The 22,043-nt window shown below is 56.1% G+C and carries 13 protein-coding genes; 8 read left to right on the forward strand and 5 right to left on the reverse strand.

All coding sequences use genetic code 11. The annotated features are described in order from the left end of the window. Window positions 1–348 precede the first annotated feature (348 nt). The 3 genes from ACH2ED_RS09925 to ACH2ED_RS09935 form a co-directional block, all read right to left on the reverse strand. On the reverse strand, window positions 349–5,244 hold the full coding sequence (locus tag ACH2ED_RS09925) for a DEAD/DEAH box helicase (protein ID WP_395090639.1): 4,896 nt from the start codon (window positions 5,242–5,244) through the stop codon (window positions 349–351). Window positions 5,245–5,386: 142 nt separating this feature from the next. Then, entirely contained in the window at window positions 5,387–6,022 is a 636-nt protein-coding gene (locus tag ACH2ED_RS09930; protein ID WP_395090641.1) for a metalloprotease, read from the reverse strand. Window positions 6,023–6,024: 2 nt separating this feature from the next. Next, window positions 6,025–6,519 carry a peroxiredoxin family protein gene (locus ACH2ED_RS09935; protein WP_395090642.1) on the reverse strand — a complete coding sequence of 165 codons (495 nt, stop codon included), beginning with the start codon at window positions 6,517–6,519 and terminating at the stop codon, window positions 6,025–6,027. Between the two features lie 62 nt (window positions 6,520–6,581). Between ACH2ED_RS09935 and ACH2ED_RS09940 the strand changes: the two genes are divergently transcribed. After that, on the forward strand, window positions 6,582–8,300 hold the full coding sequence (locus tag ACH2ED_RS09940) for a sodium:solute symporter (protein WP_395090644.1): 1,719 nt from the start codon (window positions 6,582–6,584) through the stop codon (window positions 8,298–8,300). Here ACH2ED_RS09940 and ACH2ED_RS09945 read toward each other — a convergent pair. Then, window positions 8,263–9,051, reverse strand: a complete 789-nt coding sequence (locus tag ACH2ED_RS09945) for a DUF4058 family protein (protein ID WP_395090645.1) — start codon at window positions 9,049–9,051, stop codon at window positions 8,263–8,265. The two genes, ACH2ED_RS09940 and ACH2ED_RS09945, sit on opposite strands and share 38 nt — an antisense overlap. A gap of 38 nt (window positions 9,052–9,089) precedes the next feature. Here ACH2ED_RS09945 and ACH2ED_RS09950 point away from each other — a divergent pair, with 38 nt between their 5' ends. The 6 genes from ACH2ED_RS09950 (at window position 9,090) to ACH2ED_RS09975 (ending at window position 17,175) form a co-directional block, all read left to right on the forward strand. Beyond that, entirely contained in the window at window positions 9,090–10,271 is a 1,182-nt protein-coding gene (locus ACH2ED_RS09950; RefSeq protein WP_395090647.1) for a M20 family metallopeptidase, read from the forward strand. 229 nt (window positions 10,272–10,500) lie between these two features. Then, on the forward strand, window positions 10,501–11,586 hold the full coding sequence (locus ACH2ED_RS09955) for an endo-1,4-beta-xylanase (protein WP_395090649.1): 1,086 nt from the start codon (window positions 10,501–10,503) through the stop codon (window positions 11,584–11,586). Between the two features lie 11 nt (window positions 11,587–11,597). Further along, a complete protein-coding gene (locus tag ACH2ED_RS09960; protein WP_395090651.1) occupies window positions 11,598–13,622 on the forward strand; it encodes an alpha/beta hydrolase in 2,025 nt (674 codons plus the stop codon). 8 nt (window positions 13,623–13,630) lie between these two features. Next, the gene (locus tag ACH2ED_RS09965; RefSeq protein ID WP_395090653.1) at window positions 13,631–14,674 is read left to right on the forward strand and encodes a LacI family DNA-binding transcriptional regulator; all 1,044 of its coding nucleotides are present in this window, start codon (window positions 13,631–13,633) and stop codon (window positions 14,672–14,674) included. Further along, window positions 14,671–16,533, forward strand: coding sequence for an alpha-L-arabinofuranosidase C-terminal domain-containing protein (locus ACH2ED_RS09970; protein ID WP_395090655.1), 1,863 nt, complete (start codon window positions 14,671–14,673; stop codon window positions 16,531–16,533). Before ACH2ED_RS09965 ends, ACH2ED_RS09970 begins: the two co-directional genes overlap by 4 nt. 468 nt (window positions 16,534–17,001) lie before the next feature. Next, on the forward strand, window positions 17,002–17,175 hold the full coding sequence (locus ACH2ED_RS09975) for a hypothetical protein (RefSeq protein WP_395090657.1): 174 nt from the start codon (window positions 17,002–17,004) through the stop codon (window positions 17,173–17,175). A 41-nt stretch (window positions 17,176–17,216) separates the two neighbouring features. On the opposite strand, the gene greA is transcribed toward ACH2ED_RS09975, so the two are convergent. Further along, entirely contained in the window at window positions 17,217–17,687 is a 471-nt protein-coding gene (gene greA, locus ACH2ED_RS09980; protein WP_395090658.1) for a transcription elongation factor GreA, read from the reverse strand. Between the two features lie 279 nt (window positions 17,688–17,966). Between greA and rpoB the strand changes: the two genes are divergently transcribed. Next, entirely contained in the window at window positions 17,967–22,013 is a 4,047-nt protein-coding gene (rpoB, locus tag ACH2ED_RS09985) for a DNA-directed RNA polymerase subunit beta (RefSeq protein WP_395090660.1), read from the forward strand. Window positions 22,014–22,043 lie beyond the last annotated feature (30 nt).

Raw genomic sequence — 22,043 nt, forward strand, 5'->3', positions numbered from 1 at the left:
ATGTATTGAAATAGTGATATAAAGCATTATATTGTTTATTTAATGAATAAAAATATAAATTAAAATCATTTAAATATTTATGTTATTCATTAAATAAACAATATAAATTATATAATTATCAACAAATTAAATAAAATTTGTTATATATTTTATTTAATTATCTATATATTTATTGATTTTACAAGCCCAAGATGGAAATCATCCGATTATGGGGCGAGCAAGTCGCCGCGCTTCGCGATCAATCTCACGTGACACACCTAAATACCCCCTAACCCCCGCCGGGCGGGGGGACAAAGCAGAATCCGATTCCTTTTCTTCCCCCCGTCGGACGGGGGTTAGGGGGCAATCTCACTCAAAGCTCACCTTGGGCAACCCCGCCACAATGTCCACCGTCTGCATACTGACATTGATAATGCTCAGGAGCAAGTCCAGGATATAGCGCGGGTTGCCCACTTCGTCGGCCCAGTCGTTGGGGTCGTTGGTAATGCCGCTTTCTTTGTGCGTGGTAATGGCGTAGCGCTCCATAATCCAGTCAATCGCGCTCTTTCCATTGACCACGTACTCGTAGGCTTTATCGGGGATATTGGCGACCGTGATCTTGCTGTTATAGTAAATCGTGTGCTTCTGGTCTTTTTTGGGAAAGCGCATCTTCTCGACTTTGTAGAACCCGCTCTCGGCTCCCGTCACGACTGCGCCGTCGAAGGGCGGCACGGTTTCGTAGTTGATGTGCAGGTCGGCGAGCTTGCGCCCGGCTTTACTGAAGGCCCAGAAGTTGGCGACGGTTTCGAGGAGGGGCAAGCGCGGGAGCATCTTCTTGAGGTCGCTGGCAAACGTCTCGCGGTACTCGGGGCTGTGGAGGAAGCCGTAGACATAGTAGAAAATATCCTCTTTGGTGACGCTCTTGCCGTATTGTTTTTGGGCACGCTCCAAGATAAAGTTAGTCAGACCATCTCGTTGAATATATTCATTTTCTTCAACCGCATCAAAAAGTGTCGGATTTTCTTTTTTTCTTTCTTCATAATAATAAAGGGGAAAGTTCTGTCCGTTGAAATTAACTTGTATATCAGGAATATGATTCATTATTACCACACTAAAATCTTTACTTGCTCCGCTTCCTGTCACGCATATAACTCTATTTTCGACTTTTCTGTTCGGGTAAATCTTAGGAATCTGGTATACTCTCTCATTTATATCTCTTGAGAAATATATAAACTGCTTAAAAAATGGTCTATAATAAGCAATCTCAATTACGCCATTATTAAAATGTTGTTGCTTGTTTTTAGATAGATCATATTCTAATTCTCCAGACCAACTTATCTTCATATTATTATATGAAATCACGTCGGATGTTTTAATATTTGGATTTAACTTAATATTTTCATGAAATAGTATTCTTTGTTCATTGTAAAAATTTATCATTCCTTTTAAATTATGCTCGACACTTTTATATGATGAGTTGTAACACCAAGAATCTCGGGCAGTCGCGATCCCTCGACTATAGTAATATATAAAAAATGTATCAGGGCTTTTTGTGTCTTTGTCTCCCAGTGGAATAAAAATATCGAACGCATTGCTTCGTGTACTAGTCCAATCACCATGTTCATTTGGTTCTAACGTTGTCCAGGCAATATCTTTGCTTTCAACTGTTTTAAATTTCTTGATCTTATCTAGCTTTTCTTCACGGCTGAGGTAATCGCCAATATCATAGTAATAAATGGTAGCTTTCTCGTTTTTTGCTTCGGGATTCTTGACAAGTAGAGTAATTGAAATGGGAGTTCGTGAACCAGATCCAAAAGCGTTTCCCGCTTCTTTTTGCCTTAATTCTCCACTAGTTCTTGCATTACCCCTTAAATTGAAAACATAAATCGAAGTGAACTCTTTTTCAAAAGATTTACGCAATCCATCTGCGCTATTTCCATCTATCCAAGCACCATTACTGACAAAGCACGAAATTCCGCCACCCCCCATATTATGGGTTAATCTGTCTGCACTCCAACGAAATGCTTTGATATAAGAATCATAAAGCGAGTTTTTGTTGGTTGCATTGGTTAATAGCGCATATGTTTCCGCTATCCTTGAATCTAGCATTTCATATTTTTGATTCTGTGCATTATCATTTGCAGACTTCTGCCCAACAGAATAGGGGGGATTTCCAATAATCACTCGGAGCGGGGCTTGCTTTTGTTTGACAACACGCGCTGAGTTTTTCGGGAACATATCTGTAAACTGGAGAACCTTGTCGTCATTCTCGCCAAGCTGAAACGTATCAGTCAAACAAATACCATCAAACGATGAATACTCTGTCTGTCCCATCGCATCATGGTACGCATTCTCGATATTCACTGCCGCAATGTAGTACGCCAACAGCACAATCTCGTTGGCGTGAATCTCACTTGCGTACTTGCGCGGCAGGTCTTTCTTGTCAATTAGCCCACTCTGAAGCAGACGCGTGATAAAAGTTCCTGTGCCGGTGAAGGGATCGAGGATATGGATATTCTCATCACTCAGGCTCCGGCCAAACTCTTTCTTGAGCACATCATTGACCGAGTGAATGATAAAGTCCACCACCTCAACCGGCGTGTAGACAATCCCCAGCTTCTCCACCATCTTCGGAAACGCCGTCTTGAAGAACTTATCGTAAAGCTCAATGATAATACGTTGCTTGCCCTCCGCGTTATCAATCCCCGCCGCCCGCATCTTCACCGACTCATAGAACTTCTGGAGCGTCTCAGCATCTTTGTCAAACGCCTGATCCTCCAGCAAGTCCAGCATCGTCTGCATACTCACCGAGATAGGGTTGTTCTTCACAAACGAGTAACCGTCAAACAGCGCCTCAAAGACCGGCTTGGTGATAATGTGCTGAGAGAGCATCTCCACCGCTTCCTGCTGACTGATGCTCGGATTGATATTTTTTTGCAGGCCGCCCAAGAAGTCCGCAAACGCCTTCTGGTGTGTCGTGTCATTGGTAACAAGGCGCGCAATACGTGCGCCCTGCCGCTCCGCAATCTCCGCGACACTCTTAGCCCACTGCTCCCAGTAGCGCCGATCCCCGACTTTCTGCACCATCCGGGCGAACATCACGTTTTGAATCTGCTCAAAGCGCATCGCCATCTGAGCATCAATCGCATGGGCAACCCGCGCCGTGTACTCGCCCTTGGTCTCACTAATCGCACCCGCTTTCCCATCCCCCGAGGAGCGCGTGCCATCGTCAAACGTGGTCGTAGCCGTACCAATCAGAATCTGCGACGGGCGCTTTTTGTTCAGCTCGATCTTATTGACCGTCGCATTGAACCGATCATCGTGCGCCCGGAGCGCATTGAGCACCGTCCACACCACCTTGTAGCGCTCGTTATCGTCCAGCGCCTTATCCGGCTCCACATTCGAGGGCACCACGACCGGAATAATGATGTAGCCGTACTTCTTACCGGGCGACTTCCGCATCACGCGCCCAACGGACTGCACCACGTCCACCTGAGAGTTTCGCGCCGAGAGAAAGAGCACCGCATCCAACGACGGCACATCCACCCCTTCACTCAGACAGCGCACATTGGTCAGCACCCGGCACTCGTTATCCGTCGTCTCCGCCTTCAGCCAGCTCAGCAACTCATCCCGCTTCGGTGCGGACATCGAGCCATCAATATGCTTAGACGCCACCGAGACCATCTGCTCCTTCTTCTCCGCCGGGAGCGCGTTGATATAGATCTCGGTTGTGTCATTGAACACCTCCGTGATCTTCTTCGACGCCACAATCTTCTGGCAGAACGCCACCGCACGGCGCATCGGGTCGGGATCGCTCGCCTTGATAATCCCCTCATCGCCTAGAATCTGCTTGGAGAGCGCATTGATACAGCCGATCAGCTTCGACGCATCATCGGTAGTGATCTCACTGCTCTTATCCGCAATCATCGCCTGAATCGCAGGCGGCACGTTCTCCTCACTCAGCGTCAGAATCAGAACTTTGTAGTCCGTCAGCAGGTCTTTCTCCACCGCCTCGCCAAAGCCGATGCGATAGATTTCCTCCCCATAGAGCTTGGTATCGTCCATCGAGCACAGCACCGCCTCTGCTTGCGCCGCCTTGCTCTTCACATCATCCGCATAGAGCCGAGGGGTTGCCGTCATGTAGAGGCGCTTCTTCGCCTTCAGAAAACCATCATCGTGAACCTTCGTAAACGCTGACTCATCCTCATCCGCCAGTGTCACCCCGGTTGTCCGGTGCGCCTCATCACAGATAATCAGATCGAACGCATCCAACCCCATCCCCAGTGTCGTCAGCTCCTTTTGCGCCTTCGCAATCACCTCAATAGACTGGTAGGTAGAGAACACCACCGTCATTCCCGGCTGTGCGCTCTGCTTGATCTTCCGAAACTGCCCCACAATATTCTTCACATCGGTAGACGCGGGCAACGCCAAATCCAAGACACTGGAGAGAACGCTATCCTCTGTATTCGTCTTCTTCTTCGACACCTCCGCATCAGAACAAATACAGATCGCCTTAATCGGCTCCTTCGCAAACGTAGACCACTCCCGCAGTGTCTGCCCAAGAAGCGAAATAGACGGCACCAAAAACAGCACCAGCCCCTTGCCTTCGGTTTCATTCTCTGCAATGCGTAGCGCCGTGAAAGTTTTGCCCGTGCCGCACGCCATGATCAGCTTGCCCCGGCTCTGCGCTGTAAAATGCGCCTGTGCTTTATCCTGCGCCTCGCGTTGGTGCGGCCTTAAATCCCGCTCTCCCAGCCGCGCCTGCTTGCCATGAATCCCTTCCTCCAGCTTATCCCAGTCAATCCCCGCCTCTTCCAAATGCGTCAGGCTGATACGTGCCACGGGCGGATTCTGGTTCGTAATCGCATTGGTTGCATTGTCTCCCCAGTGATTCGTCGTCGAAATCCAGAGTCGCTGTGCAAACCCAACCGTCTTAAACTCCTCATTCTTAAACGTCCGGCTAGAGGTTGCCAAAAAGGAATCCAGCGCCCCTTTATCAAGCACCGTTGTTTCTTGATAGCACTTACACTGAATGGCCCAATAATCCCCTTCATGTGTCAGTGCAACAAGATCAATCCCCGTGTCTTTTCCATCGAGGTCTTTTCGTCCCGGAAACTCCCCCCATAGCCAGACATTCTTGAATTTATAAGAATACATCGGATCCGTCTGAAGATAGCCTTGTATCAGCCTCTCAAACCGATCCCCTTTATCCCTCTCCGAGAACGCAAACTTACGATACTTTTCAAGAACACGGTTAAAAGACATTGGTTTATCGCTTCCCAGGCACGCTGAATCCCACCAATTTGTGGCGAGATGATGCGCTTAAGTTCAACTCTGAATCTCCCCCTTCCTTCGTCCCTCGGAACGAGGGTTTCAAGCGAAGGGAGGGGGCCGGGGGGAGGGATGCCTACAGAAAGTGCAGAAGTACAGGCCCGAGCAGCAAAAACAGTCCCAGCCCGGCCCAGGCGAGTGCCCACTTGAGCTTCTGCTTTTTTGTGGCGCGGGACTTTTTGGAGAACACAGCCGCGAGCCAGTGGCCGTCGAGCGGGGGCGCGGGGATCAGAAGATTGGCGGCGTTCATGACGAAGTTGATCTGTGCGACTCGCAGCCAGAAGTAATCGCCGGTGAAGTGGTAGATCGTGGCGCAGGTAATCGCGACCAGCGTCCCAAAGACCGGCCCCATGATCCCGATAAAGGCGTTCTCGGTGACTGTCGTATTGCCCCGTTGGTGAAAGACGACCCCGCCAATCAGAGGAATGAAGCGCATGCCCATGTACGGCAGGCCGTAGCGCCGCGCGGCAATCGCGTGCCCGCACTCATGGATGAAAATGGAAAACACCAGCCCTGCCGCAACCGCCCAGCCCCAGCCCATCGGGTAGGCGTAGAACCAGATGGTGAAGGCCATCGAGAGCAGCGTGCTAGGCATCGTCTGGCGGACGCGATCCGCATCCCGTGAGTCCTTGAACGTCTGTAGCTGCATGTCCTTGCCAGGCTTGGCGTGCACATCCAGGCTCTCATCCCCGAGGTCGAACTTTGTGGGCATTGCTAGATTTCGACCGATTCGGCGAGCTCCGCAAAAGCGGCGACGCGTTTGGACATGTCGCTCAGAACGGTGGGCTTGTGGCCGAGAGCCTTGCGCTGCACCGTCCCATCGCTCGCCACCAGAAACACAGCGGGCGCGTAGGGGATGCCGTAGAGCCCGGAGTGGTAGAGGTAGTGGTCGAGCATCAGGGGAAACGTGATGCTATTCTCTGCGGCAAACGCCCGGACGAGGGTTTCATCAGTCTCCTGTGAGATTCCCCAGACGGTTAACTTCCCGCTTTCCTTGTAGCCATCGGCGAGTTTTTGGAGCGCCTTGAGAGTCTGTGCGCTCTGCCCGTCTAGCCCGAAAAAGGCAAAGAGAATCCAGCTCCGGCCTCGTGTTGGGAAAGAGTGGCACACGCGGCCCGCAAGGTCCGTAAGCTGAAAGTCGCGGATAAAGTCCGCGGCATTGATCGAGTTGTCTCCCCAGCGCTGCTGGGATTGTCCACCAAAAGCCATAGTGCTGTCAGGATACCCGATTTTTCTCGTTTCGGTTCTCGCTTCCCGGTATAATCCTGCCCATGGGACTCTTCATAGACGGCGCGATTATTCTGCTTTATTTTGTGGCGATCTCCGCCATTGGCCTCACCATGGGCCGCCGGGAGACGAACCTCAAGGACTTCGCGCTGGGCGGACGGCAGATACCGTGGTGGGCGGTGATGGCCTCGATCATTGCGGCGGAGACGAGTGCGGCGACATTTCTCGGCGCTCCGGGCGAGGGCTTTGAAAAACGTAGCCTGGCCTATGTACAGCTCACGCTCGGGGTGGTCATCGGGCGCTGGGTGGTGGCGACGGTCTTTCTGAAGCCCTACTACGACTACAAAGTCTACACGGTCTACGATTATCTAGCGATTCGCTTCGGGCCAAAAACCAAGCGCTTCGTCTCGGCGCTCTTTCTGGTGATGCGAACCCTCGCTTCCGGGACGCGGCTTTTTATTCCGTCGCTGGTGATGGTGCTGGCCTGGAAGCTCTTCGCGGAGCAAGGTGGGCAGACGATCAAGTTTCAGCCGGTCACGACCGTGGGGCCGTATTTGGTGGCGATTATCACGCTCACCGTCCTGACGGCGTTCTACACGGCCAAGGGCGGGATCAAAGCCGTGATTTGGACCGACGTGGTGCAGGCCTGTCTCATGTTCGGCTCCGCGCTGATTGCGATCGCGACACTGCTGAACCATATTGGGGGCTTCGATGCGCTTCTCAAAGCGGTTCCAGCAATGGCAAAGCCCGAGGGCTACTTCGTAACCGGGTTCGAGGGGGCCCACAATCTGGATTTCTGGGGCTACCTCAAGCTGATCTTCACGGGGGAGTACACGATTTTTAGCGCACTCTTCGGGGCGACTATGATGAACATGGCGATGTTTGGCACCGACCAGGACATGGTGCAGCGCATGCTGACAGCGGAGACCCACCAGAAAGCCCGTAAGAGTCTGCTCACGGCGGCGTTTATGGACATTCCGATAGCGGCCGTGTTCACGTTTATTGGGATACTGCTCTATGTCTACTACCAGAAATATCCCCTCCACTTGCCCCTGGATCCGTCGGGGAAGGCGATCAACTCCGATATTTTCGGGAGCTACATTCTGAACGTGATGCCGGTGGGGATTCGTGGCTTGGTGCTCGCCGGGGTCTTCGCGACGGCGATGGGCTCGCTCTCGGCGGCGCTCAATGCACTCGCCACCAGTGCCACCAACGACTGGTACGTTCCGGCACTGGCAAGACGCGGGCAGTACAGTGACGAGAAAGTGATGGCGGCAGCGCGGGGCTTCACCGTGCTCTTTGCCGTTCTGATGGTGCTGGTGGCGAGTGTTTTTGCCTACATGAAGGTCAAGAACCCCGATATTCGAATCATCCCCGTGGTGCTGGGGATCGCGGGCTATATTGTCGGCCCCATGCTCGGCGTGTTTTTGCTCGGAATGTTCACTAAGAACCGAGGCTCCGACAAAGGCAATCTTATTGCCATTGCCGTCGGGCTGCTCACGACCGGGTTTCTGGGGGATCTACACATCAAAGTGCTGGACCCGCTGGGCATCAAGATTACGCACCCGGAGTGGCTCCCTCAGATCTCGTTTACCTGGTTTGCCCTGATCGGCTCTCTCACGGTTTTTCTTGTTGGTGTGTGGTTCAAGACTCCCGAAGAGGTTCTCGCCGCCGCAAAGCGCAAGATCGAAGATACCAACAGCAACGATGACCTGCCGCCCTCGCTCAGGAGCGAAGGCCACGCGCCTGAAGAAGCGCGTTAGCCCAAACACGGTCTACTAATTCCAAGCGCGGCGCCGGGTCGTTTTCATAGTGAACTTTGCGACGAAACGGCCCCTCGTCATAGATTCGATTAAATGCGGTTTGTAGGCTGATAAGAAAATCGGGCTGGTCTTCGGTAAGGGGAATGGCGACCTCAGGGAGTGGGTCGCGAACGGAGATGGGCCAACAGTCAAACGCCCCCTGCTCGGCGCGGTGCAGGCAGACCAGATAGTCCCAGCTTGTTTCCAAGCGCAGCTCTCGCTCGGGAACCCCCACGGAGTGCTCACCACCCCGTAGCAGGTCTATCTCCAGCAAGTGTGTCTTGCTCTTGAGTACCCGATTGCGTTTACGAATGTACTGGGTGCGCCCTTCACCGCGCTTATTGACAGGGCTGAGTACCTCGATAGCCGTCACTACCTGCTCCGGGCTTCCCGTGGTGACGATCTCGATGTAGGGAAGGCGAATTTCTTCCAGAGGAACTTCAATGCGCAGTGGACGCTCTTGTGTCACAACACGGCGTGTGGCAATAGAAGCAGGGCGGTTGGGGGCGACAGCAAAGCGCGTCACGGCAACATCGGGGTAGTAGCCCTCGGGCCGAACGACGTAAACTTTCTCCTCAATCTCGGCAGCGAAGCCTTCAGGAAGGTCGGCATTTAAGCGACGATAAATCTCCCCAATCAAGGCGTGGTGGACATTGTGCCAGTGCTCGGATGCTTCGAGATAAGGATCCATTCCAGGAAACGGGCTGGGCATAAAAGTAGTGTACACGTTGGAGAAGGTATAATCCAGCCATGTCTCGCTTTGATCAACTCCATGCTCATGTCGCTGCTGTCCTGCCGCAGATTATTGCCTTCCGCCATGATCTCCACGCCCATCCCGAGCTCTCCGGGAGCGAGGAGAACACGGCGCGGAAAGTCTCCGAGGCGCTGGCCCAGGCGGGCATCGCGCACAAGTCAAGAGTGGGGGGGATGAACGGGATTGTCGCGACGATTCAGGGCACTCAGAGCGGCAGTGGCGCGGGCAAGACCCTTGCCCTGCGCGGCGATATGGACGCGCTGCCGATCCTAGAGGAGAACGATGTCCCCTACAAAAGCCAACGCCCTGGCGTGATGCACGCGTGCGGCCACGATGGGCACACGGCCAACTTGCTCGGCACGGCGCTGGTGCTCAACGCGCTCAAGGACTCTTTCGCAGGAACCGTGAAGCTCTTTTTCCAGCCCGCCGAGGAGACCGTGAGCGGGGCGGAGACGATGGTACGGGCGGGCTGTATGGAGGGTGTGGACGCGGTTCTGATGCTCCACGGCTGGCCCGATCTGCCCCCCGGCCAGCTTGGCCTGCGTGTCGGCCCCGCGATGGCGTCGTCGGACTCCTGGCGACTCACCATTCACGGCCAGGGCGGCCACGCGGCCTATCCGCACAAGACCGTGGATCCGGTGTACATCGGGGCGCAGCTTGTCACCGCCTTGCAGAGCCTGGTGAGCCGCGAACTCAATCCCACCGAGCCCGTTGTGTTGACCGTCGCGACCTTTCACGCGGGAACGGCACGCAATATTATCGCTGAGAAAGCCGAGCTCGCCGGAACCGTGCGCACGCTCAACAAAGCCATTCGCGACTCGATGCCGGAGCGAATGACACGCATCATCAAGGGCGTCTGTGACACGTTTCGGGCCACCTACGACTTCACCTTCACGCCCGGCACGCCCCCCGTGGTCAACGATGCCAGTGTGGTCGCTCTGGTCCGCGAGGTCGGTGAGGAACTCTTCGGCGCAGAGAATATCGTCACGTTGAGCGAGCCCACGATGGGCGCAGAGGACTTCGCCTTCTACCTTGAGTACGCCCCCGGTGCCATGATCCGCCTTGGCACCGGCTGTCCGTATCTGCTGCACACCCCCAAGTACGACTTCGGCGATGCGCCTTTAGAGACTGGAATACTCTTAATGGTGGAGACCGCTCGGCGATTTATGCACGAATAATAGTTTGTTTGCTCACCTTTTCATGAATGGGGAATTTGGTAGTCGCGGAGCGACTTTTTGGCGGAACGCCTATTGATGCCCACGTTCTGTGGGCAGTGAGGAGTTCTCATTCTGGGCGACAGTCTCGAAGAGAAGCCCGACACGGATGACATCAAGGGCTCGTTACTCAAGGCTGAGATCGTCGTGGTATACTTTTGCTACGACGAAATAGCAAAGAGGTATTGTTAGGATGCAACAGGCAAAAAAGACAGAGACAGTCAAGCCACTCAAAGACGTGTTCAAGGGGAAGTTTCTCATCGGCACCATCCTCAGTCAGTCTGCCCTGCAGGGTCAAGACGCGCAGGATGTTGAGCTTGCCACCACTCACTTCAGCGCCATCACACCAGAGAATAGCCTGAAGCCGGAGCCCACTCAGCCCCGTGAGGGAGAGTTTCGCTTTTCTGAGGGCGATAAACTCGTCGAGATTTGCAAGCGCTCTGGAGCGACTCCCATTGGCCACACGCTCCTCTGGCACGCACAGACGGCGCGCTGGATGTTTGAGGGTAAGGACGGCCAGTCGCTCAGCCGCGAGCTGGCTCTGACACGATTGCGCACCCATATCGGCACTGTGGTCGGGCACTACAGAGGAAAAGTCAAGCAGTGGGACGTGGTCAACGAAGCCATCAATGACGGTTCCGGTGTGCTCCGGTCGTCTCCTTGGCTTCGGGCGATTGGCGAGGACTATATCGCCGAGGCGTTCCGTGCCGCCCACACCGCCGACCCGAAGGCGATTCTTATCTACAACGACTACAACATCGAGCTGGGCTACAAGCGCCCCAAAACGATTCAGATGCTCAAAGGGCTACTTGCCCAAAAAGCCCCGATTCACGCGGTGGGGATTCAGTGCCACTGGCGCATGGACAACCCCAACTTCGCCGAAGTGGAGGACGCGATCAAAGAGTACGCCGCTCTGGGGCTCAAGATCATGATCACCGAGCTGGATCTGGGGGTGCTGCCGACAAAATATCAGGGGGCGGACATCGGGTTTCGGCAGACCATGACCTCGGAGCAGCAGGCCGTGATGAACCCCTACACCAGCGGCCTCCCGGACTCAGTGGCCCAGGCACACGCCGAGCGCTATCGCCAAGCCTTCGAGATGTTCCTGCGCCACCAAAAAACAATCGGGCGGGTGACATTTTGGGGAACACAAGACGGGAACTCCTGGCTCAATGGTTTTCCCATCCGTGGACGTACGGACTATCCGCTTCTCTTTGACCGTCAGGGTAAGACCAAGCCCGCGTTTTTCGCTGTGCAGAATGCAGCTAAGAAAAGCTGAAAGGAACCTCCATGATGAAACTGAAACTCCCTTTGCTCGCCGCCGTGCTCTCCATGACAGCACTCGCTTATGCCCAGGAGCCAGCCAGCTCCAATATCCGAGGGGCGGAGTACCCACGTATCCTCCCCGATCTGCGGGTCGTCTATCGCGTGAAAGCGCCCGATGCTCAGAAAGTCGAGTTTAACCTGGGGGGAGGCAAGCGCCTCACCGCCACCAAAGACGCTGAGGGGAACTGGACCGCGACGTCGGAGCCACAAGTGCCCGGATTTCACTACTACTGGCTCGTGATTGATGGTGTCCAGGTCAACGACCCCGGCAGTGAGACTTTCTATGGCACGGGCAAGCAGACCAGCGGTATCGAGATTCCCGAAAAGGGCGTGGACTACTACCTGCCAAAAGACGTTCCTCACGGCGAGGTGCGCGAGCGAGTCTACTTCTCCAAGACGACCCAAGGCTGGCGGCGCATCTTTATCTACACCCCACCCGACTACGACACCAGTCGCGATGCCCGCTACCCCGTGCTCTATCTCCAGCACGGTGGCGGCGAGGACGAGCGTGGCTGGCCGGTTCAGGGCAAAGTCGCCACTATTATGGACAACCTCATCGCCGCAAAGAAGGCTAAGCCGATGCTGATTGTCATGGAGCAAGGCTACGCCCAGAAGCCCGGCCAGCCCCAAGTTCCGCAGCGTCCTCCGGCGGCAGGCACCCAGGGCACGCCGCCGAACTTTAGCCGGATGTTCTCCGCACTCGATGAGGTATTCACCAATGATCTCATCCCGTTGATAGACACGACCTACCGCACCCTTGCAAATCGCGAGAATCGAGCAATGGCGGGACTCTCGATGGGCGGGATGCAGACCTTCCAGATCGGCTTGGCGCACACCGAACTGTTCGCGTCGCTGGGCGGCTTCAGTGGTGGCGGCGGTGGTTTCGGTGGGCCCGTGGACCTCAAGACGGCGCATAATGGCGCAATGGCCGATGCGGATGCCTTCAATAAGAAGATGAAGCTGGTCTGGCTGGGGATTGGGACGGTGGAGCCCGCGAATATGTATGCCAGTGTCCACAACTACCACGAGGCACTCGACAAAGCGGGCATCAAGCATGGCTACTACGAGTCGCCGGGAACATCGCACGAGTGGCTAACATGGCGGCGCTGCCTCAACGAGTTCGCCCCGCTTCTGTTCCAAGATCAACCCCCACGCGCTCCGGGGCGGCCCGGTGGCTTTGGCGGTCCGATTAAGCTCAACGCCGACGATATCCAGGCCTTCCCCGACCCATCTGCGGAGATCAACGCCAAGCGCGATGTCCCCCACGGCACGCTGGAGCTGATCGAGTACGACTCCAAGACCGTGGGCGTCAAGCGTAAGGTGAATGTCTACACCCCGCCGGGCTACGATAAGAGCGATAAGAGCAAGAAATACCCCGTGCTCTATCTGCTCCACGGAATCGGCGGCGACGAGACCGAGTGGCTGCGCTTCGCCTCGCCCAACCTCCTCATGGACAACCTGCTGGCCGAGGGCAAAGCCCAGCCCATGATTATCGTCCTGCCCAACGGTCGTGCCCAGAAAGACGACCGCCCCGGTCCCAATGCCTTTGCCACCGCCCCCGCCTTTGCCGTCTTCGAGCGGGATCTACTCGACGACCTGATCCCCGCCATTGAGTCGCGCTACTCGGTAAACTCGGATCGGGTGAGCCGTGCCGTTGCGGGGCTCTCGATGGGCGGAGGACAGTCGCTGAACTTCGGACTGGGCCATCTGGAGACTTTCGCCTGGGTCGGCGGGTTTTCGTCGGCTCCTAACACCAAATCCCCCGCGCAGCTCGTTCCCGATGCGATAATGACGAAAGACAAGCTCAAGCTGCTTTACCTCTCGTGCGGCAATAAAGATGGACTCATCGGCATCAGCCAAGGCGTACATACTTTCTTGAAGGAGAAAAACGTACCTCATCTCTGGAATGTTGATAGCCACGCACACGATGCCACCCACTGGAAAAATAATCTCTACTATTTCCTCCAGAAGGTCTTCCAGGAGAAGTAGCGCACTTCATGGCTCATCCCACGATAGCGACGATTGCAGAGCACTTGGGACTCTCCCGTGCGACCGTCACCCATGTCCTCAACGGGCGCGGTGATACACAGCGTATCCGCCCAGAGACGCAGCAGCGGGTGCAGGAGGCGGCGCAGGAGCTGGGCTACCGTGCCAACGCGTCGGCGCGGGCGGTCCGAGCGGGGCGCTTTGGCAGTGTCGCGCTGATTCAGTCACTCTGGGGACAGTATCTTCCCCCAGAACTCCTCAATGGCTTGGTGAGTGCGCTGGGCGATCAGGATCTGCACCTGGTGCTCTCCCAAGTTCATGACCCCGTGCTAGAGGACGAGACGTATCTCCCGCACACGCTCCGTGAACTCGCTGTGGATGGCGTGCTCCTCAACCGGCATCTTGGGTTCTCCGCAGCCTACCTAGAGCGTATCCAGAAGCTGTGCATCCCCGCGATCTCGCTCAATGTGAAACAAGACTTCGATGCGATCCACCCCGATGATCTCCAGGGAGGGCAGCTTGCCACCGAGTTTCTGCTCCAGCTCGGGCATGAGAAGATTGCCTTTGTGGACTCCGACGAGTCACTCAATAAGCACTACAGCAAACAAGATCGCCGCCATGGCTACGAGCAGGCGATGGCGGTGGCGGGTAAGCCCGCGCATGTGCACCTGATTCCCAAGGTCTGGCATCACACCCACACCGACGACGAGCGCATCACCTCCGCGAGGGGGCTCCTGAGCGGCGCGAGTCGGCCCACGGCGATTGTCGCCTACGAGCTCGCCGAGGCCATGGCGGTTGTCCACGCCGCGCACCAGCTCGGACTGAAGATCCCCGACGACCTCTCGATTATTCTCTTCCACAGCCGCCTCGACAACCGCTACTTTCTGCCCTTCCACACCATCAGCAACCAGATGGAGCGAGTCGGGCGCGGCGCGGTGGAGCTGCTCCTGGGAAAAATTCAGAACCCGAAAGTTCTGCTTCCGACACGTGCCATTCCAGCGGCACTCTTGGAGGGAATGACTTGCCAGCCTCCTGCCAGAAAGAACGAAAGATGAAACAACAAAGCCCTACGCTCACGATAGATGCAACCCAAGCAGCGGGAAAAGTAAGCCCGCTCCACTACGGCCTGATGACCGAGGAGATTAACTACAGCTACGACGGCGGTCTCTATGCCGAGCTGATCCGCAACCGTGCCTTCCTTGACGATACCAAAAGTCCTGCACACTGGTCGGCTGTTGGTGGCGCTAGCCTGGCGCTGGACACGGCGCAGCCAGTGAACCCCGTGCTGACAATGAGCCTTCGTATAGAGGCGGCGACGGTGGGTGCGGGCGTCGCCAACGCTGGGTACTGGGGCTTTCCCATCAAGCCTAACACCCGCTACAAATCCTCATTTTTTGCGCGAGGTAGTGCTGGCTCACTAACCCTCGCGCTCCAGAGCCGCGATGGCAAGACGGTCTACGCAAAAGCGACCGTGCCTGGCCTGACCGAGGGATGGAAGCAGCATGGCGTTACTCTCACAACGGGTAAGGTCGCTCCCACCACGGACGCCGTCTTTACGATCACGGTCAGCAAGCCGGGTACGCTCTGGCTGAGCCTCGTCTCGCTCTTCCCACCAACCTGGAAAAATCGCCCCAACGGCCTGCGCCCCGACCTGATGCAGATGCTCGTGGAGCTCAAGCCCGCGTTTCTGCGCTTCCCTGGTGGCAACTATTTAGAGGGCAACACCATCGCGACCCGCTTCGACTGGAAGAAGACAATTGGCCCGATCTCGGAGCGCCCTGGTCATCCGTGCCCGTGGGGCTACCGCTCGACCGATGGCATGGGCTTGCTGGAGTTTCTGCTGTGGAGCGAGGACATGGGCGCGGAGCCGGTGTTGGGAGTCTACGCGGGCTACTCCCTGCGCGGCGAGTTCGTCAAGCCCGGCCCGGATTTAGAGCCCTACATTCAAGACACGCTGGACGAAATTGAGTACGTCACCGGCCCTGTCACGTCGAAGTGGGGCGCACGGCGGGCAAAAGACGGTCGCGAAAAACCGTTTCCCCTGCGCTATGTCGAAGTGGGCAATGAGGACTTCTTCGACCGCTCTGGCAGCTACGACGGCCGCTTCGCCCAGTTCTACGATGCCATCAAGAAGACCTATCCCCACCTGAAGGTCATCTCCACGGTCGGCAACGAGCAGCCCGCCAGCAAGCGCGTCACCAGCCGCCGACCTGATGTTCTGGACGAGCACTACTACCGCAAGGCCGCTGACTTTATCCGCGACTCGCCCACCCACTTCGAGCGCTACGATCGCAAGGGGCCGGAGATCTTTGTGGGCGAGTGGGCCGCGCATGAAGATGTCGCCCCGTGGACTCCGCCGTCGCGAAATTTACCCGCCACGCCCAGCATGAAAGCGGCGCTGGGCGATGCGGCGTTCATGACCGCAATGGAGCGCCACTCCGACTTCGTGACCATGCAGTGCTACGCGCCTCTACTGGTCAATGTGAATCCCGGAGGGCGGCAGTGGCGGCCCGACCTGATCGGCTACGATGCGCTCAAATCCTACGGTGCGCCCAGCTACTATGCCCTCAAGCTCTTCAGCACGAGTGTCGGGGATGAGCTTCTCAAAGTCAGTCTCACCAGGGCACCGCTCCTGGCCTCCGTCACACGCCAGAGCAAGTCGGGCAAGATTTTCTTGAAGTACGTCAACCCGGGCGAGGCTCCCCAGAGCGTTGCGATCCAGCTTCAAGGCGTAAAATCCATCAAGCCCAAAGCCACCGTGACGACGCTTGCGGCTCCTCCTGATGAGACCAACTCCATGGAGAGCCCGACCAAAGTGAAACCCAAAACCACAACGATCAGCGGCATTAAGCCTGAGTTTATCTACAACTTCCCGCCGCATTCGATCACCCTGATCTCGCTGGAGACACGCTAAAACCCTGAGACAAGATAAGAATTTCTTTAAAAAGGGCGCTGGTACCCCATTCGTGTTTAGACTAAAGGACCCCCCCCCGCCGTTTTTGACGATCTGAGATAGCCCTCCATAGGGTAGGGTTCTCTTACCACAGAGGCTCACCCCTGAATCGCGGACGGGTACATTTCCGGGAGCTTGCTCCGCATCCGCATAGGATGCTTTACAATGCTTCGTGAGTCAATACATCCACAAGAGCCATAATATCTCAGCGTTGCTTTACCACTCGTGAGTTCCTTTCGCGTCTGCCCGGCCTTCGCAAGGAGTTGTAGGGAGCCTCGTTCTGGTCGAGTGGCTACTTTATCAGCACGGTTGGTGCTCATGGCAATGAGCACACGATCTCCAGCCACGTTCGTAACTGACCCCGACTCTCGATAGCTGGAGCTGTTTTCAGATTAGTTCGTCTCTGAGATACCCCGGCCTTTAGGCCGGGTGAGGACCTGGTGTGAGCACTACGGCTATATCGTGGATCAGCCCGAGTCTGGCTTTCGGGAAGCTAACTTGGCAAGTCTTCGCGAGCGGCTGACCCCCGATACTTTTAAGGTCGCGTTCGAGCAAGGCCGCGCCTGGAGCCCCGAGGAAATCCTCGCACGGCTTCGCGTGTAGCCACGGAGCGACTTTTGGGCCCAAGGCCCTCGGGGCAGGTGCTATTCGAGCGTGAGAATCTCCAGGGTCATGGTGCCGCCCGGGGTAGAGACGGTGACACTCGCGCCGACCTTCTTACCCATGAGCGCCGCGCCCACAGGGGAGGCGACAGAGATCAGGTCATTGACGGGGTCGGCCTCATAGGAGCCCACCAGCGTGTATGTGAACTCGTCGTCGAACTCCGTGTCGCGAACCGTCACCTTTGAGCCCATACCTACTGTGTCACTGCCGGGGACTCCCTCGGGGACAATAATGGCGCGCTCTAGCATCGCTTGCAGATCCGCGATTCGACCACCGATGAAGCCTTGCTGACGTTTGGCATCCTGGTAGTCAAAGTTCTCCGAGAGATCGCCCAGATCGCGCGCCTCACGGATGCGGATTGCCAGAGCGGGCATGTCCACGCTACGGAGGCGATCCAGCTCAGTTTCGATTTTTTTCTTCCCTGACGGGGTAAGGACAATATCTTCTGACATTCTCTTTTCCTACACGAAAAGCAAATTGCCCCGAAAGTGCTCGGGGCAGTCTGGCGATTATACCAAACAGTGGGGAGGTGGTCAAGAAAAAAACAAAAAAATTAAGGCACGAGTGTTGACAGGAGGATAATACAGCGGTAAATTAAGAGTTCGTGCCACCAGGGGAGTATCCGCAAAAAGCGCCTCTGGCGAGTGGCTTCAATGGGTTCGGAGAGCAGTGGTCAGTCTACCTCGACCGTGTTACCCGATTTTACCCAATTAGGAGGGGTTCCAGTCCGTATGGAAATTCAGCATCAGGCTAAGCGTACCGAGCATGCCGCCCCGATCCCCAATCTTGTCGAACTGCAGCTAGATTCATTTCGCTCGTTCCTCGAAGAGGGATTGCATGAACTTTTCCGATCTTTCTCTCCCATTTATGACTTCACCGGGCAGACCGCCATCGAGTTGGTGGATTTTACCCTGGGGGAGCCTAAGCATTCCTTAGAGCAGTGTCGGTCACGTGACGTGACATTTGAGGTGCCTATCAAGGCTAGGGTTCGACTCACGAGTCCTGGTCAAGAAGTTATCGAGTCCGAGGTCTATCTGGGCGATCTGCCTCTGATGACCGCAAAGGGGACTTTTGTGATCAATGGCGCAGAGCGCGTCGTGGTCTCACAGCTCTCCCGATCGGCAGGTATCTACTTCCGGGATTCCCTGAACCTCCAGTTGGAGTGGCAGTTCTTCGCTACCTTGATCCCCTCAGAAGGGCCCTGGGTGGATATCGAGACCGATGGCGGCGCAATCACGGTGCGCATCGGGCAGAACAAGAAGTTCTCGATCATGACCCTGCTGCGGGCGCTTCATGCGTTCGATGTCGCCTCTCCGGAAGGAGAGTACGTGATCGAGTTCCGCGAGCTGGTGGGTAAGACTCTGGGCGAGCCGATCATTAATGAAGTGACGGGTGAGCTGCTCCTCGATAAGGGCACCCAAGTCACGGCGGATTCCTACCGTGACCTGATCAAGGCGCTCGGGGGCGAGCAAGCAGTGCGCACTCGCAAGACCAAGTGTCTCCTGACGGGCTTTGATCTTGAGACCGATGCGCAGATCCTGAGCTACTTCAGTAACCGTGTGGTTCTGAGCGCTGAGGAGCTGGCGCAAGGGGAGACCGATGTCGAGGCCAAGTGGCGCTACGCGTCTACGGATCTCTACGATGTGGCCAACAAGCTGATCGTCCCCGCCTTCGCACGCATTGACCGAGAAGCCTCTAAGAAGCTTGCCGCTCGGGAGCGCGAGGTGGAGGTGCTGGAGGTTCACCGCTTTATTGGTGCGAGCCTGGAGATGGAAGAGCTTAAGATCGTTGATCGAAAGAGCTCCCTTCACGATATCTACCACAAGATCCGCCCCGGTGATCCCGTGACCGATGACTCCGCCAAGGCCCTTCTGAACTCGATGTTCTTTGATAGCCGTCGCTACGATCTGGCGAAAGTCGGACGGCACAAGCTCAATAAGAAGCTGGGTATTACCCTGCCGCTCTCGGTGCGTACCCTCACCAAGTACGATCTTATCGCTGTTATTGAGTATCTCATTGGAATGCAGGAGGCCTCGCGCCCGGATGCAACGGATGAGGCGAAGATGCGCTTCACCACCGACGATATTGACCACCTGGAAAACAAGCGCGTGCGCTCGGTGGGGGAGCTTCTCTACTCGCAGCTACGCATGGGCTTTCTGCGCATGGAGAAGGTCGCCAAAGAGCGCATGACCCAGTATGATGCCGAGAGCATCATTCCTCAGGTCGTGCTTTCCGTGAAGCCGGTGAGTGCCGCGATTAAGAGCTTCTTTGGTTCCTCGCAGCTCTCACAGTTCATGGATCAGACCAATCCGCTTGCGGAGCTCACTCATAAGCGCCGTTTGTCGGCTCTAGGGCCGGGCGGTCTCTCCCGCCAGAGTGCCAAGCTAGAAGTGCGCGACGTCCACCACTCGCACTACGGACGAATCTGTCCGATCGAGACACCGGAAGGGCCAAACATTGGTCTGATCGGCTCGCTCGCCGTGCACGCTCGTGTGGATCCTTTTGGCTTCATCGAGACTCCGTACCGACGGGTCAAAGACGGCAAGGTCTCCTATGATCTCGACTGGCTGCCCGCTGATAACGAGCACCACTATAATATCTGCCCTGCTAGTGTCCGTCTGAACCCCGATGGGACGTTCGTCACGGCTCAGGTGCAGGTTCGTCACAACCACGAGTATCCCTATGTACCCGCCAAACAGGTGAACTACATGGATGTCTCGCCGCAGCAGCTGGTCTCGGTAGGTACCTCGCTGATTCCGTTTCTCGAAAACGACGATGCGAACCGTGCCTTGATGGGGGCGAACATGCAGCGGCAGGCCGTTCCGACACTTCGTCCTGACGCCCCGCTTGTCAAGACCGGAATGGAGCGCCGTGCGGCGCTGGACTCTGGAGCGATTATTGTCGCTAAGCACGGGGGGCGAGTCAAGAAAGTTACCAGCGAGGAGATCATTATCGAGACCCGTGAGGGCAAGATTGATCGCTACTGGCTGCTGAACATGATCCGCTCGAACCAGGCGACCTGTATCACGCAGCGCCCGATTGTCGAGCCCGGTCAGCGTGTTAAGCAGGGACAAGTACTCGCCGATGGCCCCTGTACCGACGGGGGAGAGCTGGCACTAGGACAGAACGTGCTGGTCGCGTTCATGCCCTGGAACGGCTACAACTACGAGGACGCCATTTTACTTTCCCGCCGCATGGTGCGCGACGATGTCTATACCTCGATCCATATCGAGAAGTATGAGGCGGAAGCGCGCGATACCAAGCTAGGACCTGAGGAGATGACCCGCGACATTCCCAATGTTGGCGAGGATGCTCTCAAGGATCTGGACGAGGAAGGCATTATCCGTATCGGAGCCGAGGTGCGCAGTGATGATATTCTCATCGGGAAAGTCGCGCCCAAGGGCCAAGGGGAGCTCACGGCGGAAGAGCGCCTGATTATCGCAATCTTTGGTAAAAAAGCCGAGGAGACCCGCGATGTCAGCCAGCGTGTTCCGCACGGTGAGAAGGGCAAGATCGTTGATGTCAAGGTGTTCTCGCGTTATAAGTACAAAGACGCGAGCGGCAATGTCTTCAACTTCTCCAAGCGCCCGGACTCTCTGGAGTCGCCCTACGACGGCAGTGAGATGGAGCGCCTTCCCCCGGATGAGCTTCAGGCGGGTGTGAACAAGCTGGTTCGTGTCTACATCGCTCAGAAGCGTAAGATCATGGAAGGCGACAAGATGGCGGGGCGGCACGGCAACAAGGGAGTGGTCTCCAAGATCATGCCCGAGGAGAACATGCCGTTTCTTCCCGACGGAACGCCGGTGGACATCGTGCTCAACCCGCTTGGTGTGCCTAGCCGTATGAATATCGGTCAGATCATGGAGACCCATCTTGGGCTCGTGGCCAAGGAGTTTGGTGTTCAGTTTGTCGAACCGATCTTCGAGGGCTCCAACGAGGAAGAGATTCTCAAGGAGATGGGGCGCTTTGGTGAGAAGCGCCGCCGCGAGATGCTAGCCCGCTATGTTCAGAGTGATCTGGAGCTTGATGTCGCGTTCACTGAGGTCGGGGAGGATGGCCAGACTCTGAAGAACCTTCTCGGTACTCTGGAAGCGGCTCTGCGCGATCTGGACTCTGAGGAGCTGGAGCGTGTCTCGACGATCCTGGCGGGGCCGGAAGTGCCAGAGGAAATTCCTGCGGACTTTGACTACGAGCTCTTAATCAACGAGGTTCGTAAGCGTGTCTGGCAGCGTGTGGGCTTCCATGAGGATCTGTGTAAGATGGATCTTCGTGACGGTCGCACGGGTGAGAACTTTAATATGGCAGTGACCGTGGGCAATATCTACATGCTCAAGCTCGCGCACCTTGTTGATGACAAGATCCACGCTCGCTCCACAGGCCCCTACAGCCTCGTCACCCAGCAGCCGCTGGGAGGTAAGGCGCAGTTCGGTGGACAGCGCTTTGGGGAGATGGAAGTCTGGGCTCTGGAGGCGTATGGCGCTGCCTACACGCTCCAGGAGATCCTGACCATCAAGTCCGACGATGTCCTGGGCCGTGTGAAGACCTACGAGTCTATCGTCAAGGGTGAGCCCATGCTGGAGCCTGGTGTGCCAGAGTCGTTCAAGATTCTGGTCAACGAGCTTCAGAGCCTCGCTCTCAAGGTCACGGTGGAAGATGCCACCGGTGCCGAGATAGACCTCAAGGACAAGGACGAGGACTTCCTGGATGACGAAGCAAGCCGCCGCCGTGCGCAGATTCGTCGCCAGCAGGAGTCTGAAGATCTGCTCCTCAGTAACTAGTTTGTTTTTCTAAGAGTTGGTTTGGCCCCG

Source organism: Armatimonas sp., assembly GCF_043757465.1.
Lineage (GTDB): Bacteria > Armatimonadota > Armatimonadia > Armatimonadales > Armatimonadaceae > Armatimonas.